General features: G+C 69.3%; 15 protein-coding genes. 8 read left to right on the top strand and 7 right to left on the bottom strand.

All coding sequences use genetic code 11. The features are described from left to right. The first annotated feature begins 30 nt into the window (after positions 1–30). Positions 31–948 (top strand): o-succinylbenzoate synthase, encoded by a 918-nt coding sequence (locus JJ691_RS52560; RefSeq protein ID WP_249228292.1) that lies wholly within the window; start codon positions 31–33, stop codon positions 946–948. Here the strand turns inward: JJ691_RS52560 and JJ691_RS30555 are convergent. Then, complete coding sequence (locus JJ691_RS30555; protein ID WP_211763054.1) at positions 925–2,094, bottom strand: MFS transporter; 1,170 nt, start codon at positions 2,092–2,094, stop codon at positions 925–927. The genes JJ691_RS52560 and JJ691_RS30555 overlap by 24 nt on opposite strands. Before the next feature lie 44 nt (positions 2,095–2,138). Here JJ691_RS30555 and JJ691_RS30550 point away from each other — a divergent pair, with 44 nt between their 5' ends. Continuing rightward, entirely contained in the window at positions 2,139–2,783 is a 645-nt protein-coding gene (locus tag JJ691_RS30550; RefSeq protein ID WP_211763053.1) for an HAD family hydrolase, read from the top strand. 135 nt (positions 2,784–2,918) lie between these two features. On the opposite strand, the gene JJ691_RS30545 is transcribed toward JJ691_RS30550, so the two are convergent. Beyond that, positions 2,919–5,000, bottom strand: coding sequence for a PQQ-dependent sugar dehydrogenase (locus JJ691_RS30545; RefSeq protein ID WP_249227111.1), 2,082 nt, complete (start codon positions 4,998–5,000; stop codon positions 2,919–2,921). Between the two features lie 100 nt (positions 5,001–5,100). Then, positions 5,101–5,271: a hypothetical protein gene (locus tag JJ691_RS30540; protein WP_211763051.1), complete on the bottom strand. Its 171-nt coding sequence runs from the start codon at positions 5,269–5,271 to the stop codon at positions 5,101–5,103. Positions 5,272–5,401: 130 nt separating this feature from the next. Between JJ691_RS30540 and JJ691_RS30535 the strand changes: the two genes are divergently transcribed. From JJ691_RS30535 to JJ691_RS30525, 3 genes are all read left to right on the top strand, one after another. Then, the gene (locus JJ691_RS30535; RefSeq protein WP_211771806.1) at positions 5,402–6,619 is read left to right on the top strand and encodes a sensor histidine kinase; all 1,218 of its coding nucleotides are present in this window, start codon (positions 5,402–5,404) and stop codon (positions 6,617–6,619) included. Then, on the top strand, positions 6,607–7,266 hold the full coding sequence (locus JJ691_RS30530; protein ID WP_211763050.1) for a response regulator: 660 nt from the start codon (positions 6,607–6,609) through the stop codon (positions 7,264–7,266). Before JJ691_RS30535 ends, JJ691_RS30530 begins: the two co-directional genes overlap by 13 nt. Before the next feature lie 115 nt (positions 7,267–7,381). Beyond that, positions 7,382–8,587 carry a glycosyltransferase gene (locus JJ691_RS30525; RefSeq protein WP_211763049.1) on the top strand — a complete coding sequence of 402 codons (1,206 nt, stop codon included), beginning with the start codon at positions 7,382–7,384 and terminating at the stop codon, positions 8,585–8,587. A 44-nt stretch (positions 8,588–8,631) separates the two neighbouring features. On the opposite strand, the gene JJ691_RS30520 is transcribed toward JJ691_RS30525, so the two are convergent. Next, positions 8,632–9,501, bottom strand: a complete 870-nt coding sequence (locus JJ691_RS30520; protein ID WP_249227110.1) for a CPBP family intramembrane glutamic endopeptidase — start codon at positions 9,499–9,501, stop codon at positions 8,632–8,634. Between the two features lie 307 nt (positions 9,502–9,808). Here JJ691_RS30520 and JJ691_RS30515 point away from each other — a divergent pair, with 307 nt between their 5' ends. The 3 genes from JJ691_RS30515 to JJ691_RS30505 all read left to right on the top strand — a co-directional run bounded on the left by JJ691_RS30515 (position 9,809) and on the right by JJ691_RS30505 (position 15,193). Then, on the top strand, positions 9,809–11,224 hold the full coding sequence (locus JJ691_RS30515; protein ID WP_211771805.1) for a family 2B encapsulin nanocompartment shell protein: 1,416 nt from the start codon (positions 9,809–9,811) through the stop codon (positions 11,222–11,224). Further along, complete coding sequence (locus JJ691_RS53200) at positions 11,211–13,316, top strand: polyprenyl synthetase family protein (RefSeq protein WP_211763047.1); 2,106 nt, start codon at positions 11,211–11,213, stop codon at positions 13,314–13,316. Before JJ691_RS30515 ends, JJ691_RS53200 begins: the two co-directional genes overlap by 14 nt. Before the next feature lie 323 nt (positions 13,317–13,639). Beyond that, on the top strand, positions 13,640–15,193 hold the full coding sequence (locus tag JJ691_RS30505) for a M4 family metallopeptidase (protein ID WP_211763046.1): 1,554 nt from the start codon (positions 13,640–13,642) through the stop codon (positions 15,191–15,193). An 84-nt stretch (positions 15,194–15,277) separates the two neighbouring features. Here the strand turns inward: JJ691_RS30505 and JJ691_RS30500 are convergent, their stop codons facing one another. From JJ691_RS30500 to JJ691_RS30490, 3 genes are read right to left on the bottom strand one after another with little or no spacing between them, the layout of a single operon-like run. After that, positions 15,278–15,532: an acyl carrier protein gene (locus JJ691_RS30500; protein ID WP_211763045.1), complete on the bottom strand. Its 255-nt coding sequence runs from the start codon at positions 15,530–15,532 to the stop codon at positions 15,278–15,280. 1 nt (position 15,533) lies between these two features. Next, a complete protein-coding gene (locus JJ691_RS30495; RefSeq protein ID WP_249227109.1) occupies positions 15,534–16,685 on the bottom strand; it encodes a radical SAM protein in 1,152 nt (383 codons plus the stop codon). A 36-nt stretch (positions 16,686–16,721) separates the two neighbouring features. Then, positions 16,722–17,666, bottom strand: coding sequence for a lysylphosphatidylglycerol synthase domain-containing protein (locus JJ691_RS30490; protein WP_211763043.1), 945 nt, complete (start codon positions 17,664–17,666; stop codon positions 16,722–16,724). Between the last annotated feature and the right edge of the window lie 6 nt (positions 17,667–17,672).

Here is a 17,672-nt window from a genome sequence, read left to right as displayed (position 1 = left end):
TTCGAGGATGTGCGGTTCTACTCGATCCCGATGACAACCCGGTTCCGGGGCATCACTGTGCGGGAGGGGGTGCTGCTGCGCGGCCCGAACGGGTGGGGGGAGTTCTGCCCGTTCGACGACTACGACGACGCGGTGGCGGCGACGTGGCTGGCGACGGCGGTGGAGCAGTGCACGCAGGGCTGGCCGGAACCGGTGCGGACCAGGATCCCGATCAACTGCACGGTGCCGGTGGTGGAACCGGCCAAGGCACACGAGATCGTGGCGAAGTCGGGCTGTGGCACGGCGAAGGTGAAGGTGGCCGACCACTCGGAGTCGCTGGGCGAGGACATCGCCCGGCTGGAGGCGGTCCGGGACGCGCTGGGGCCTCAGGGCAAGATCCGGATCGACGCGAACACGGCGTGGGACGTGGACACCGCGGTGCACCAGATCCGGCGGCTGGAGCGGGCGGCCGGCGGCCTGGAGTACGTGGAGCAGCCGTGCCGCACGATCGAGGAACTGGTGGCGGTGCGGCGCCAGGTGGACGTGCGGATCGCGGCGGACGAGTCGATCCGGCGGGCCGAGGATCCGCTGAAGGTGGACGTGTCGCAGGCGGCCGACGTGGCGGTGATCAAGTGCACGCCGCTGGGCGGGGTGCGGCGGGCGATGCGGGTGGCGGAGGCGGCGGGACTGCCGGTGGTGGTGTCGTCGGCGCTGGAGACGAGCGTGGGCCTGGCGGCGCAGCTGGCGTTGGCCGGGGCGCTGCCGGAGCTGGATTTCGCCTGTGGGCTGGGCACTTTGTCGCTGCTGACCGGGGACGTCGTGCGCGACTCGTTCACGGTGGTGGACGGATACCTGCCGGTGCCGGCGAAAGCGCCGACCCCGGACCCGGAGTTGTTGGCCCGGTACGAGATGACCGGCGACCGGCTGACGTGGTGGCAGGACCGGCTAGACCGCGTGCTGGCGCTCTGACCGCGGCGCGGCCAGCACGGCCGCCGGCAGGGCGATCGCGGAGAGGACCAGTCCGAGAGTGGCCACGGCCGGCCAGCCGCCGAGCACCCAGAGCTGCGAGCCGCACGCCAGACCGATGGCGATGCCCAGGTAGCGGGTGAAGAAGTACAGCGTGTTCAACCGGTTGTGGTGGGAGGCGTCGAGTCCGAACAGGACGGACTGGTTCACCACCTGGTTGCCCCACACGCCGATGTCCAACAACACTGTGCCGATCACGAGCCAGCCGAGCCACTCCTGTCCGACGGCCAGCGCGGCCCAGCCCAGCAGCAGGATGCTCACCAGGGTCAGCTGGCCGACCCGTGGCCCGAGCCGGTCGGTGAGCCGGCCGGCCAGCGGCGAGGTCAGCGCGCTGGCCGCCGCGACCAGCCCGAACAGGCCGGCGACCGCCGGCCCGAGACCGAAGTCGTGCAGCAGCACGAAGGGAAGCGTGTTCCAGAACACGCCGAACGCGGCTCCCACGAACACCCCGGCGGCGCAGACCCGGAGCACGGACCGGTTGTCCAGCAACAGCTTCGGCAGCGAGCGCAGCAGATCCGGGTACCTGATCGCGGACCGGGCCGGTGCGCTGGGCAGCACCCGCAGCAGCACCAGGCCAACGATGATCATCATGCCCATCGAGCACCAGTACACCGCCCGCCAGCCGAGCGCCTCCCCGACCGCGCCGGCGTAGGCGCGGGACGCCAGCAGCCCGACCAACAGGCCGCCCTGGAGGATGCCGACCACGTGACCGCTGCGCTCGCCGCCGTTCAACGCGACGCCGAGCGGCAGCACCACCTGGGGAATCGCGGTGAACAGGCCGATCAGGAAGCCGGCGGCGGCCAGCCAGCCCACCGACGGCGCGACCGCGGCGCCGACCAGGGCCAGCGTGGTGGCGGCCATCATGGCCAGGATCAGCGGCCGCCGGTCGCGGATGTCGCCCAGCGGCACCAGCAACAAGATGCCGGCGGCGCAGCCGAGCTGGGTGGTGGTCGGCACGATGCCCGCGGTGCCCTCGCCGATCCGCAGGTCGGCGGCGACCTGGCCGAGCACCGGCTGGATCAGGTAGAGGTTCGAGGCCGTGACGGCGCAAGTGGCGGCCAGCACAGCGGTCAGGCGACGAGTGAGCACGTGACGCCAATGTACGCCATATACTCCGGGGCGGGGAGGGAAAAATGAGTGTCGAGCACATCGTGTGGGACTGGAACGGCACCCTGTTCGGCGACGGGGCGGCCCTGATCGAGTCCACCATCGCGGCCTTCCGGGCCGCCGGCCTGACGGCGGTGACGCGGGAGTCCTACCAGCGGCACCACACCCAGCCGATTCCACTGTTCTACGAACGGCTGGCCGGGCGGGACCTGACCGAGGACGAGCAGACCGCGCTGGCCGGGCACTTCCAGACCGCGTATCTCAAGATCCGGGACACCATTCCGCTCAGCCCGGGCGCGCTGACGTCGTTGCAACGCTGGCGGGACACCGGCCGCAGCCAGTCACTGCTGTCGATGTATCCGCACGACGAGCTGATGCCCTTGGTGCGCAAGGCCGGCATCGCCGACTACTTCACCATCGTCGACGGATTGCGAGAAGGCGAGCGCGGCCGCAAGGCCCCGCATCTGCGCCGCCAGCTCGATGAGCTCGGCCTCGACCCGTCCACCGTGCTCCTCGTGGGCGACAGCGCGGACGACGCTGCCGCCGCACGGGAGTGTGGCACCAGTTTCCGGCTCTACCACGCCGGCCGGGACGCCCTGCACGCCCGCGACCACTTCGCCGGAATGTCCATCGTGGACAGTCTAGGCGAAGCGGTCGACGCCGCCCTGTGAACAACGTTTGAGTGTCTCCAAGACCCCCAAACCCTGCTCCGGAGGGTCTTCAACCGCCCCGAACATGCCAGGGTTCGTGGCGGTTGAAGACCTCTGCCGGCGGGTTTGTGGGTCTTGGAGACCTACAGACTGGGATCAGCTGCCCAGGGAGACGTGGAAGACCTGGTCGTTGCTGTTGTGCGGGGTGCTGTCCTTGTCCCCGTTGTTGGAGGTGGTCAGCCAGATCCCGCCGTCCGGCGCGGGTTCGACGGTGCGCAGCCGGCCGTAGGTGCCGTCGAAGAACACCTGCACGTTGGTCAGGCTGCTGCCGCTGATCACCTCGCGGTAGAGCCGGGTGCCCCGTTCACAGGCCACGTACAGCACGTCACGCACGATGGTGATGCCGCTGCACGAGCCCTGCGCCACCGGATAGGTGTGCTTGGGGGCGATGAAGCCGGCGGTGCCGCAGGTGCCGGACGTGCCCTCGCAGGACGGCCAGCCGTAGTTGCCGCCCTTCACGATCAGGTTGGTCTCGTCCATGATGCTGTTGCCGAACTCCTGCTCCCACAGCCGTCCCTGGGAGTCGAAGGCCAGCCCCTGCACGTTGCGGTGCCCGTAGCTCCACACCGCGTTGTGGAACGGGTTGTCGGCCGGGATGCTGCCGTCCGGGTTGATGCGCAGCACCTTTCCGTTGAGACTGCTGGTGTTCTGCGCGTTGTCGCCGTTCTGGGCGTCGCCGGTGCCGGCGTAGAGGTACTTGCCGTCGGGGCTGAACCGCAGCCGGCCGCCGTTGTGGAACTTGTTGCGGGCGATGCCGGTGACCAGGATCTGCTCGGTCGAGGTCTGCAGGCTGTCGGCGGCCGGGTCGTACTTGATCCGCACGATCCGGTTGTCGGTCGGCGAGGTGTGCATGATGTAGAGCCAGTGGTCGGACGAGAAGCTGACCGGGTTGATCTCCAGGCCGGTCAGGCCGCCCTCGCCGTCGGTGCTCTGCACGTTCGGCACGGTGCCGATGACCTTCTTGGCGCCGGTCTTGGGGTCCAGGTGCACGATGTCGTGCACGTCCCGCTCGTTGAACAGGATGGTGCCGTCGGGCAGCGTGACCAGGCCCCACACCACGTCGTCGCTCGCGCCGACCTGGGTGACGGTGCACACCGGCTGCGTGCACGAGCCGTTGGTGGTGGTCACGTCCAGCACCGGCGAGGGCGCGCTGGCGTTCTTGTTGGCGTCGGACGCGGTGACCTGGAGGTGGTAGGCCGTGTTCGGGCTGAGCGCGCTGAGCTGGGCACTGGGCGTGGCCCCGCTGGAGGAGCCGATCTCCACCGGCGAGCCGTTGACCACGTTGTAGACGGTGTACCCGGTGACGCCGACGTTGTCGGTCGAGGCGGTCCAGGCCAGGCCGATGCTGGTGCTGGTGACCGAGGTGGTGTGCACGGCGGTCGGCGCGGTCGGCGGCGTGTGGTCGTCCGACGGCGGCGTGGTCACCGACAGGGTGGGGCTGGGCTGCGAGACGTTGCCGGCCGCGTCACGGGCGTTGACGTAGAAGCCGTAGTTGGTGCTGGGGCTCAGACTGCCGCAGGTGCCGGTCAGCGTGGTCCCGTCGACCTGCGCGCACAGCTGCCCGTCGTGGTAGATGTCGTACCCGGCCACGCCGACGTTGTCGGTCGAGGCCGGCCAGCTGATGGTGACGCTGGACGCGGTGTCGCTGACCAGGGTTGGTGTGCCCGGCGCGGTCGGCGGAGTGGGGTCGCCGCCGGTGCCGTAGACCTGGAACTCGTCGAGCGAATAACCCTTGGTGGCGTCGGTGCGGCAGCGTTTGGTGCCGTACACCCGGACGTACCGGCCGGTGCCGGACAGGCCGGTGAGGTTCTCCACGCCACCCTTGCCGGCGGCAGTGGTGTAGATCGCCGTCCAGTTGGTCGTGTCGGGGGAGACCTCGACCCGGTAGGCCGCGGCGCACGAGGCGTCCCAGGTCAGCTGCACCCGGTGCACGGCGTAGGTGGCGCCGAGGTCGACGTAGATCCAGGACGGGTCGGTGTTCGCCGCGCTGGCCCACCGGGTCGTGGTGTTGCCGTCGACGGCGTTGGCCGGCTGGCAGCAGCCGCCGGAGGAGGAGGCCACGACGGGCTTTCCTTGGGACAGCAGGGTGTCCGCCGCTGAGGCAGTACCGGCCGCGCCGGCGACGACGATCAGTGCCGCCACCACCGCGGCGACCAGTCTGGCTAGTCTTCTGGCCACAACCCGCACCTCTTCCACTCGCATCGGATCTCACTGGGCGCGGCGGCGGACTGAAAACGTTTACACCAGCGAGTCAGCGTAAGAGTGGCGGGAGGGCGCGTCAACTGCTGCGACGGCCCCGATAGTGCTGTGCGACCAGTGTTGCGCCGAACGCCAGCGTGAGCAGGCCGAAGCCGACGCTGACGAGCACGAGGTTGGACGCGGACGTCACGACGTTGGCGACGGCGCTGATGATCAGCAGGATCCAGAGGGCCAGGCGGGTTTTGGTCATGGCCGAAACCCTAGGAATCCCGGGCGCGGCGGGCGATCCAGCGGGCGGGAGAGTTCCAGGTACAGCAGGCTGTACTTCTGGCCGGCAAACGTGGCGACGGCACGCGGGCGTGACTTATGGTCCCGGCGTGATGGTCGCCCGCACCCGCGCCGCCCTGGACGCCCTCGAACACCTCGCCGGTGGCCTGGGCACGGCGCTGCTCGCGGTGGCGGCGCTGGCCTGGCTGCTCGGCACGGCGGCATTGTGCCTGGTCGGAGTGGGTGTGGTGCTGCTCCCGACGGCGTTGCGGCTGGTGCGGGCGGTCGCCGACCGGGAACGGGCCCGCCTGTCCCGCTGGGGCCGGGAGATCGTCAGCCCGGAGCCGCTGCCGGCCCGGCCCCGCGCGGCCCTGGCCGATCCGGCGGTGCGCCGGGAAATCGGCTGGCTGGTCGGCCATGCCACGCTCGGCTTCCTGCTCGGCGCGACCGCGTTGACGATTCCCATCACCACGCTGCACGACATCTCCTTCCCACTCTGGTGGCAGCTGGTCTCGCCCGAGGCGGACACGGTGGCCCAGGGGTTCTTCCGTGCGACCGACTGGCCGGGCGCGGTCGTGGTGTGCCTGATCGGCCTGGCGGAACTGGTGGTCGGCGTGCTTCTGCTGCCGCCGATGGCGTGGTTGCAGGCCTGGCCGGGGATTCGCCTGCTGTCGCCCGACCGCGGCACCGATCTCGCCCTGCGGGTGGCCCAGCTGACGGCCACCCGGGCGGCCGCCCTCGACGCACACGCCGTCGAGCTGCGACGGATCGAGCGGTCGCTGCACGACGGCGCCCAGAACCGGCTCGTCGCCGTGACCGTGCTGATCGGCGCGGCGCGGCGGGCTGTGGCCCGGGATCCGGCCACCAGCAAGGAATTCCTCGACCGCGCGCAGGACGCCGCCGAGCAGGCGCTGGCCGAGCTACGCGGGGTGGTCCGCAGCATCCTGCCGCCGGTGCTGGCCGACCGCAGCCTGCCTGACGCCCTCTCCGCGTTGGCCGCGTCCTGCCCGGTGGATTGTCGCGTCGATGCCGAAATGCCCGACCGCTGCGCCGTTTCCGTGGAGGCGACCGCGTACTTCGTGGTCGCCGAGGCGCTGACCAACATCGCCCGGCACAGCGGGGCCGACAACGCCACCGTCCGGCTGCGCCGCGATGCTGGCCGGCTGTGTGTGGAGGTCCGCGACGACGGCGTGGGCGGGGCGAGTTCGACGAGCGGATCGGGGCTGACCGGCATCCGGCAGCGGGTCGAGGCCCACGACGGCCGGTTCGCGCTGACCAGTCCCGTTGGGGGACCGACAACCTTGACTGTGAGCCTGCCATGCGGATTGTGATCGCCGAAGACGACTCGTTGCTGCGCGAGGGCCTGGCGCTGCTGCTCAAGGCCGAGGGGCTGGACGTGGTGTCCACAGTGGCCAATGCCGTGGACTTCCTCACTGCTGTGGAAGAACACCGGCCCGATGTGGCCATTGTGGACGTTCGGATGCCGCCGACCCACACCGACGAGGGCATCGTGGCGGCCGTCGAGGCCCGCCGCCGGCAACCCGGGTTGGCGGTGCTCGTGCTGTCCGCGTACGTGGAACAGGCCTTCGCCACCGACCTGTTCACCACCGGCAGTTCCCGGCTCGGTTACCTGCTCAAGGAACGCGTCGGTCGCGTGGAGGAATTCCTGGACGCACTGCGGCGGGTGGCCGCCGGCGGCACGGCCATCGATCCGGAAGTCGTGGCCCAGCTGATGGTGCGCACCCGGCCCGACACCCGGCTGGAGCGGCTGAGCGCCCGCGAGCGGGACGTGCTGGCGTTGATGGCCGAGGGTCTGGGCAACGGGGCCATCGCCGAACGACTGGTGGTCACGGACGGGGCCGTGCACAAGCACATCCGCAGCATCTTCGCCAAGCTGGATCTGGCCCCGACCGACCGCGCCGACCGGCGCGTCACAGCCGTGCTGCGGTACCTGAAAGATGTGCACCGGAAAGGATGATTTCCTCTCCCCACTTCACTGTATAGCGCAGGTGGGGGCTTGCGGCAAGACCCCGGGTGTGCTTCAGGATGTGCGGCCGTAAGCCGAAATCCTGGAACTTGGGGGGATCTGCACCATGCGCGTGGTGATGACGTCGTGGGGATCGCGCGGGGACGTCGAGCCGCTGGCCGCGTTGGCCTTGCGGCTGAAGGAACTAGGCGCGGAGCCGAGGGTGTGCGTGCCGCCGGACGACGACTTCGTCGCCCTGCTGGACCGGGTCGGCGTGCCGCTGATCCCGCTCGGGCCGTCGGTGCGCTCGGTGGTGTCGGGTGAGAAGCCGGCGTCGGCCAAGGACGCGTTCTGGCTCGGGCCGGCCCTGGTCGACGCTCGGTACGAGGTGCTGGCCAAGGAAGCCGACGGCGCCGACGTGATGCTGGCCACCGGCCTGTTCCCGGCCGGCGCGCGGTCGGTGGCCAAGAAGTTCGGCCTGCGCTACACGGTCGCGAGCATGCACGTGTACGGCCTGCCGTCGCACCACTTCAAGCCAGGTGCGCGGCCGGGCAAGCCGTCCTCGGCCGACCCGAACGACCTGGAGGCGCTGTGGCGTGAGGACGCCGAGCGTGTGCAGGCCTTGTACGGCGACGCGGAGAACAAGCAGCGGGCGGAGATCGGCCTGCCGCCGGTGGACAACCTCCGCGACTACGTCCAGGGAAGTCAGGGATTCCTGGCGGCCGACCCGGTCCTGTGCCCGTGGGCCGACCTGGTGGACAAGAAGCTCACGCAGACCGGGGCGTGGATTCTGCCCGACGAGCGCCCACTCCCGGACGACCTTGAGGCGTTCCTGGAATCCGGCGCGCCGCCGGTGTTCGTGGGCTTCGGCAGCATGGGCATGCAGACCACGCCGGACCTGGGCCGGGTGGTGGTCGAGTCGGTTCGCGCGCAGGGCCGTCGCCTGCTGCTCGGCCGGGGTTGGGCTTATCAGGCCCAGATCGAGGAGGCCGACGACTGCTTCGTCATCGGTGAGGTCAACCAGCAGGCGTTGTTCCCGCGGGTGGCGGCTGTCGTGCACCACGGCGGCGCCGGCACGACGACAACGTCCACTGTGGCCGGTGTGCCGCAGGTGATCGTGCCGCAGATCGCCGACCAGCCGATGATGGCCGGCCGCGTGGCGGAACTGGGCATCGGCGCGGCTCACGACGGTGCGATCCCGACGGTCGAGTCGCTGTCGGCCGCGCTGAAGACGGCCCTGGCACCGGAAATCCGGGCCCGGGCCGTCGAAGTGGCTGGCACGATGCGTACCGACGGGGCGCTGGTGGCCGCGAAGCTGCTGATCGAAGGCTGACCACCGCGAACCGGCGCAGCCCCCCGAGGCTGCGCCGGTCCGCCTCAGGCCGGCTTGTAGCCCAGCCGGCCACGGGTCAACAGCAGCACCACGATCGCCACCGTGGCCGAGCCCAGCAGGAACGCGTGCGAAGTGTCCTGAATGGACATCTGGGGGAACATCTCCGACCAGGCGATGGAGAAGAAGTTGTTCACGCTGGTGTGCAACAGCATGGCGATCGGCAGGCTCTCGCCGCTGCGGTTGAACACCCAGGTCATGATGATGCTGAAGGTGATGCAGGTGGCCACGAACTCGACCGGCGTCAGCCAGGTCCAGTGCGGCCAGTTGCCCCACTCGGAGAAGAACAGCGGCAGGTGCCAGACGCCCCAGAGCGGCCCGAGAATGAGCGTGCCGCCGAGCGCCCCGAACCGCTTCTGCAGGCGGGGCAGGGCGAAGTCGCGCCAGCCGGGCTCCTCGGCCAGGCCGGTGGTGACCATCTGGAGCACCAGGCCGGGCACGTAGGCGACCAGCGTGGCCACCGCCGGCAGCACCGGATTCCGTTCGGACAGGGCCATCGTGGAGATGGTCAGCATGACCGGCACCGCCAGCACCACGCCGACGTACCAACGCCAGCTGACCCGCCAGTTGGCCAGCCGGCCGACCCAGCGGCGCAGCCCCGGCCGGCCGTCGGCGACCGCGGTCACCAGGTACGCGGAGAAGATCGGCCCGAGATATGCCCCGGGCAGCACGCCGGCCAGCTGGCTGTTGCCCAGCAGGTTCGGGTAGCTGAAGTGCAGTAGCCCCAAGCCGTTCTCGGACAGGATGTACGGCGTCCACGCCGCCCAGCTCAGCAGGTTGGCCAGTCCGAAGAACCAGGTCAGCGGCCGTCGGCGGATGCTGCCCCGAAGGCCCGGGGCGCTTTCGGTGATTGTCACGGGAGAAGAACACCAGCCCGGGGGCGCGGGGTCATTCCCGCGCACACCCGAAGTGAGGTACAGCAGGCTGTACCGGCCGGGTGGGGCGGGCAATAGTCCGAGGCGGTGAAATCCGCGCGGCCGAACGAGGTCGGCACGCCCACCCAAAACACTGCCCCTACCCCTGATATACCATCCTTCTGACTCGATCGAGTTAACCGGATGGGTCACTCTTGTCTGGCTGATTGACCGGCAATAACGTCGTCGGTGCTTCGGGAACGGGCCAGGACAACTATCCATTCTGAATGGTGGTCGAGTCGTGCCGGAAATGATCGACGCTCGGGTCAACGGAAACAATGGCGCCGGGCAGCTCAGCCTCAGCACCGAGGCTGCGCGCAAGCTGTCGTCGACGACCAAGTCCGTGCCGCAGATGCAGGGCATCACCCCGCGCTGGCTGCTCGGCCTGCTGCCCTGGGTGGAGGCGCGGGGCGGCGCGTACCGGGTCAACCGGCGGCTGAACTACACGCTGGGCGACGGCCGGCTGGACTTCCACACCACCGGCAGCGAGGTGGAGGTCATTCCGGCCGAGTTGACTGAACTGCCGCTGTTGCGAAACTTTGGCGACGCCGACGCGCTGGGCCTGATCGCCGGCCGGTTCACGCAACGGGAATGCGAACCGGGTGAAGTCCTTGTGGCGGCGGGCGACCCGGCGGAGGAGCTTTTCCTCCTCGTGCACGGCCGGCTGGCAAAACTTCGTGAGGGAAAATACGGCGAAGAATCGACCCTGACGATTATGGCGGACGGCGACTATTTCGGTGACGACGTCCTGCTCACCGCCGGCGGCGCCTGGGACTATTCGGTCAAGGCGACCACGGCGTGCACGGTGATGTCGCTGTCCAGGTCGACCTTCCAGGAGATCCTCGACCGGTCCCCCGGCCTGCGCGCCCACGTCGAGCAGCAGCGCACGGCGGCCGGCAAGGCCCAGAACCCGTACGGCGAGGCCGAGGTGGACATCCTGTCCGGCCACCGCGGCGAACACCAGCTGGGCGGCACCTTCGTCGACTACGAGATGAAGCCGCGCGAGTACGAGCTGAGCATCGCCCAGACCATCCTGCGGGTGCACACCCGGGTGCAGGACCTCTACAACGAGCCGATCGACCAGCTCGAACAGCAGCTGCGGCTGACCATTGAGGCGGTGCGCGAGCGCCAGGAGCACGAACTGGTCAACAACAAGGACTTCGGCCTGCTGCACAACGCCGACTTCAGCCAGCGCATCTACACCCGCGGCGGCCCGCCCACCCCGCACGACATGGACAAGCTGCTCAACACGGTGTGGAAGAACCCCGGGTTCATCCTGGCCCACCCGGAGGCCATCGCCGCCTTCCGGGACGAGTGCACCCGGCAGGGCGTCGCCCCGGAGACGGTGCACGTGCCCGGCGGCCGGATCTCCGCGTGGCGCGGCGTGCCGATCTACCCGTGCTGGAAGATGCCGATCAGCGACCAGCGCACGACCTCGATCCTGGTCATGCGCACCGGCGAGGCCGATCAGGGCGTCATCGGGCTGCGCAAGACCGGCCTGATCGACGAGTACGAGCCGGGGCTGAGCGTGCGGTTCATGAGCATCGACGAGAAGGCGATCGTCAACTACCTGATCACCTGCTACTACTCGCTGGCCGTGCTGGTGCCGGACGCGCTGGGAGTGCTGGAGAACGTCCAGCTGGGGAGCCTCGATGGCCGCAGCTGACCCGTTCCACCGGGCCCGTGAGCTGGTCACGCCGGGACTGAGGGCCGCGGCCGACCGGATGAACTCGGCGACGCGCCAGGTCATCGGCTACCACTTCGGCTGGTGGGACGAGCACGGCCGGCCGCTGGATGCCAATGGCGGCAAGGCGGTTCGGCCGGCCCTGGCGATGCTGGCGGCCGAGGCCGTGGGCGGCACGGCCGATCAGGCCGCCGACGCGGGGGTCGCCGTCGAACTCGCGCACAACTATTCGTTGCTGCACGACGATGTCATGGACCAGGACCGGACCAGACGGCACCGCCCGACCGCGTGGACGGTCTACGGTGTGCCCGCCGCCATCCTGGCCGGCGACGCGCTGACCACTTTGGCCGTCGAGGCCCTCGTCGCCGACGGCCCGCCGCTGTCCACCCAGGGTGTGGAACGGCTCAATTCGGCGCTGCTGCGGCTGATTGACGGCCAGGCGGCCGACACGGCGTTCGAAGGCCGTACCGACGTGGGGCTGGACGAGTGCGTGACGATGGCCGGCGACAAGACCGGCGCGCTGTTCGCCGTCGCCTGCGAACTCGGCGCGCTGGCCGCTGGTGCGCCGCCGGAGCGGGTCTGGCAGCTGCGTCAGTTCGGCGAACACCTCGGTCTCGCCTTCCAGCTCGTCGACGATCTCCTTGGTATTTGGGGGGATCCGGAGAGCACCGGTAAGCCGGTACTGTCGGATCTCCGGTCCCGAAAGAAGTCGCTGCCGGTCGTGGCGGCGCTCAACGCGGGCAACGGGGCCGCCGGGCGGCTGGTCGAGCTGTATCACCGGGCCGCCCCGCTGGACGACGCCGAGCTGCGGACCTGCGCCGACCTCATCGAGGAAGCCGGCGGACGCGCCTGGGCCCACCAGGAGACCCAGCGGCAACTCGACGCGGCGCTGGCCTGCCTCCAGGCCGCCAATCCGGATTCCACGGCCGCGGCGGAACTGGGGGCGCTCGCGAGCCGGCTGGGCACTCCGCCGGCCAAGCACGCGCCGACCGACAGCGGATCGCGGTCGTTCGAGCTGCCCGAGTTCCAGATCAACCGCGCGGCTCGGCTGAACCCACAGCTGGAGACGGCCCGCGCCCACACCAAGGCGTGGGCCGGGCAGATGGGGCTGCTCGACCCGAGCGCGGACGTCGTGCCGTGGACCGAGGCTCAACTCGCCGCGAACGACTTCGGGCTGCTGTGCTCGCACACGTTCCCCGACGCGCCCGTCGACCGGCTCACCACCGTCACCGACTGGCACACCTGGCTTTTCCACCTGGACGACTACATTGTCGAGGCGTTCACCCGCACCGGCGACGTGGCCAGCGCGAAGGCTTATCTGGCAAGGATTCCGCGGTTCGCGCCGGTCGATCCCGGCCGGGACCTGCCGACGCCGGCCAATCCGACCGAGCGGGGCCTGGCCGACCTGTGGTCTCGCACCGCGTCGACGATGTCGCACGGATGGCGCTGCCGTCTCCGGGCCGCCCTCGAGGACCTGCTGACCGGACACCTCCTGGAACTTCGGCGGCACACCAGCGATCCGGTCGAGTACCTGGAGATGAAGCGGAAGACCAACGGCGGTCGGCTCGCCGCCGGGCTGGCCGAGTTCGCCCAGGGCGCGGAACTGCCGGCGGCTGCCGCCGACAGTTCACGGACCCGGGCGCTGGTCGACGCCGTCACCGACAGCGCCTTGCTGCTCAACGACATCTTCTCCTACGACCGCGAGGCGGCCGATGCCGGTGAGACCGCCAACATGGTGTTGGTGCTCAAGGACTTCCTCGGCTGCGACGTCCAGCAGGCGGTGAACGCGACCAACGACATGATCACCGCTCGGGTGCGGCGGTTCGAGCACATCGCCGGGGTCGACATGCCTGAGCTGTGCGAGGACCACCGCCTCGGTGACGAGGACCGGGCCGCGGTGCTCGGTTTCGTGGATTCGCTGCGCGACTGGCTGCCCGGTTGGCTCGAATGGCACAAACGCGCAGCCCGCTACCGTGGCTCGGCCGTCACTGCCTCGGTCACCCGCCGGCTGGCCGGCCCCACCGGGTTCGGCACGGCCACGGCCCGACGCCCCCTGGTCGGCGCCGGAAGCTGAGCGTGCCGCTACTCGAACTCGGCCGCTGGCGGCGAGGCGGTGGGCTTGTCCCGTTTAGGCGCGTATGACCACTTCGGCCCGGCGTGGTCGACCTAGCACGGAACTGAGTGTTACACCAGTTTCATTGGTCGTCGTTGTCCTGGCGAGACAACGCCATCTGTGTCTCATTCACGTGTTGCGCTCGAATTCTTGCGGATTCACTACCTTCGTCGGGTTGTACGCCGTTCGCCGAGACACGACGCTGGTTCGTGGTCGACCCTTCCACGCCGAACCCGGCCCGCCACCGGGCTGAGTTCGCCCTGCCCGGAGGAGAAACGCCACCGATGACATTGCGACGACCACTCATTCTGATCGCAGCCGGTGTGTTGGCCGCGGCCGCGACCACAACGGCGGCCGCACAGGCGCAACCCACCCCGAACACGACGTCTCCGCTCACCGCGGCGGCGATGGCCGCCAACGCCGCGCAGAGTCTGGTTGCCTCCCGGCCCGCCGCGCTGCACGCCAGCGCGAGCGACGTCTTTGTGCCGCACACCGTGGTCTCCGCCACCAACGGCCTCAAGTACGTTCCGTACGACCGCACCTACAAGGGCATGCCGGTGGTCGGCGGCGACTTCGTCGTGGCCACCGACTCCACCGGCAAGGTCCTCGGCACCTCGGTCGCGCAGAGCGACACGATCAACCTGCCGAGCACCACCCCGAAGCTGACCGCGGCTCAGGCGGAGGCGATCGCCCGCACCCAGGTGCCGACCGTGGACAGCGTCACCGCCGCGCGGCTGGTGACCTACGCGCTGGGCACCCCGGCGCTGGCCTGGATGAGCACCGTCGTCGGCAAGAACGCCGAGGGCCCGAGCAAGCTGGACGTTGTCGTGGACGCCAGCACGGGCAAGGTGCTGCACACCCAGGAGCACGTCCTGTTCGGTGACGGCACCGGTGTCTGGAACGGCCCCGAGCCGCTGCACATCGACACCAGCCAGGCCGATGGCGGCTACTCGATGACCGACCCGAACCTGACCAACGTCAGCTGCCAGGACGCCGACAACAACACGACGTTCACCAAGTCCACCGACAGCTGGGGCAACGGCGACGAGACGAGCAAGGAGACCGGCTGCGTCGACGCCCTGTACAGCATCCAGTCCGAGAACAAGATGCTGTCGCAGTGGCTGGGCCGCAACGGCTTCGACGGCAACGGCGGCGGCTGGCCGATCCGCGTCGGCCTCGACGACGAGAACGCCTACTACGACGGCAGCCAGGTCCAGATCGGCCACAACACGGCCGGCCAGTGGATCCCGGCCATCGACGTGATCGCCCACGAGCACGGCCACGGCATCGACGACCACACCCCGGGCGGCATCTCCGGCAACGGCACCCAGGAGTTCGTGGCCGACGTCTTCGGCGCCTCCACCGAGTGGTTCGCCAACGAGGCCGCGCCGTACGCCAAGCCGGACTTCCTGGTCGGCAACCAGGTCAACCTGGTCGGCCAGGGCCCGATCCGCAACATGTACGACCCGTCGCAGCTGGGCGACAAGAACTGCTACGACAGCTCGATCCCCGGCACCGAGGTGCACGCCGCGGCCGGGCCCGGCAACCACTGGTTCTTCCTGCTGGCCGAGGGCACGAAACCGACCAACGGCCAGCCGACCAGCCCCACCTGCAACAACAGCACTGTCACCGGGCTGGGCGTGGAGTCCGCGCTGAAGATCTTCTACAACGCGATGCTGCTCAAGACCAGCGGCAGCTCCTACCTGAAGTACCGGACCTGGACGCTGACCGCGGCCAAGAACCTGTTCCCGGGCAGCTGCACCGAGTTCAACACCGTGAAGGCGGCCTGGGACGCGATCAGCGTGCCGGCGCAGTCCGGCGACCCCACCTGTGGCTGACGTTCAGTAGCAGGCAATGACGGACGGGGAGATGGCGGCCGCCGTCTCCCCGTCCCGTGTCGAAGCTCCCCAGGTACGCCGAACTCACGCGGCCGGCGCCAGCTGTCGCACGTAGGAGGCGAACTGGGCCACCGAGCGGAGGTGGTCCAGCTCCAGGTTCTCGTAGTCCAGTTCCAGGTCGAAGGTGTCCTCGATACCAAGCAGGAACGAGATCATCTGCAACGAGTCCAGGCCGTACTCCTCGACCAGGTCGGCGTTGGTGTTGACCTGCTCGGCGGTGAAGCGACCCGCGAGCACACCCACCAGCACGTCCAGAACCTTGTCCTCAACCGTGTCCATGTCACACCCCGTTCAGGTAAAGAAGAATGCACTTCGAGCAGACCGGCATCATGCCGTTGGTCGACAGGATGGAGCGGACCTGGCGGAACGCCTCGCTCTGCCACAGCTCGGTCATCTCGGTGTCGTAGAGGTTGCCGACCACGAACTCGGGGAAGAACTTGCAGGAGCTGACGTTGCCGTCGGCGTGGACTTCCATCCGGTTGGACACGGCCAGGCACTTGGAGCGGTTCTGCGCCGGGCGGGAGGTGCCGCGGATGAAGTCCTCGACCTCGTCGGCCTCCAACTGCGGCTGGTAGCGCACGCGCACGCCCCAGGGCCGGGAGGCGAGGCGGGCCATGGACTCCCGCAAGACCGGGAGTTGGTCTTCGGGTAGTTGGTAGGTGTAGGAGTGCCAGGTGGGTTGTTTGGTGCCGGTGTCGGGTTTGAGCCAGGCGAAGGACTGTTCGTAGACCTGGTCCATCTGGCCGGCGACTTCGGGGCTGATGTACCAGGGGAACTGGAAGTAGACGGTGTTGACGCCGAGTTCTTCGGCCCACTCCATGAACTCGTACATCTTGCCGACGGTGACGTGGGAGACCATGCACGACAACGACAGCTCGCCTCGGAAGCGGCCGTCGCGTTTGAGGTCGAGCATCATCTGGATGTTGTCCATGGTGCGTTTGAAGGTGCCCTTGCCGCGTAGGGCTTCGTGGTCCTCGCCGAGGCCGTCGAGGCTGACCAGGAGGTTGAGGTTCTCGCCGATGCGGAGCATGTCGTCGAGCTTGCGTTTGAACAGCAGGCCGTTGGTGCACATGTTGACCGTGCGCGGATACCGCTCCAGCAACGAGGCGACCTCGCCGAACTTCGTGTGCATCAACGGCTCGCCGCCCCACAGGAACAGCTTCGACCGTACGGGGGCGGTGGCACGCAACACGTTCTCGACGATCTCGATGTCGAGTTCGGTCTTCTGGCGCTGGGGGCTGAAGTCACGGAAGAAGCCCTGCTCGTTCCACTGGTAGCAGTGGGTGCAGCGCAGGTTGCAGCGGTAGGTGAGCTGGAGACTGACCTCCTGCGGCAGCGGGGCGGCATAGGCCGGGTCGTCGAGCACCCCGCGCCGGGCCCGCGAGCGGATGGCCACGGTGTGCTTGATGTCGGCGAATTCCCTGCTGTTCAAGGTCCTCGTGGTTGACGGATGCAATTCGACCCTCCGCTAGTGGGAAGCGTCCACCGGCCGGGCGGCCCGCAGCAGCGGAACCAGCCGGATGGCGAACGGCGTGCTGATCACCAACCGTGCCAACAGATATCCGGTCGACCAGACCAGGCTGAGCGCGGCTGCCTCGGCATGTGAAACCAGCTGCCAGGTGTCGGCCAGCAGCAGCACGCACACGCCCTGCGGGCCGCCGTAGCCGCCGATCGAGACCGGCAGCTGGGTCACGAGCAGGAGCACGGCACAGAACTGGACGAGATGCCCCGGGCTCAGGTGCAGACCGAAGGCGGCCGCCAGCAGCCACCACGAGATCATCATCGCGGCGACCACACCGGCCCGCAGCGCCACCTGCACCGCCAGCTCGGCCGGCCGGGTCCGGGTGAACACAGCGAGAAAGCGGCTGCCACGCCACCGAGGCAGCACGCCGAGGCCGGCGGGCAGCCAGATCCAGGCCAGGAACAGCACCAGCGCCGCGCCCAGCCCGATGCCGATCGACACCGCGGCCTCGGGCAGGCCGCCGGCCACCGCGCTCACCGCGATGACCGCGACCAGCACGGTGAAATCGGCGACGGTCAGCACCTCGCTGGCGCCGAGCGTGGACATCACCGGCACCCGCCACCGGCGCTGGAAGTACACCGGGGCGACCACCTTGGTCAGCGGCGCGAACAGCACACCCAACAGCTGCTTGCCGCAGGAGATCACCACGACATCCCGCACCGGCACCTCTGGCGCGAGATGACGCCGGTAGACCAGCGCCAATCCAGTGGTGTCCAAGGCGTAGAAGGCGGCGGTGTAACCGGTCACCGCGAGCAGGACCGGTGCCGGAGCGGCCGTGCGCAACGCGTCGCCCAGCCCGGCCAGGTCCACACCGTGCAGCGCCCACCAGCAGATGCCGACCGCGACGACCGCGGTCGCCACGAATCCCGGCATTCCGCGCGTTCGGCTCATGGTCTT

The sequence above is a fragment of the Kutzneria sp. CA-103260 genome (genome assembly GCF_018263855.1).
Taxonomy (GTDB): Bacteria; Actinomycetota; Actinomycetes; order Mycobacteriales; family Pseudonocardiaceae; genus Kutzneria.
Note: the sequence above shows the minus strand (reverse complement) of the source record. Positions and strands in the feature narration are given on the sequence as shown.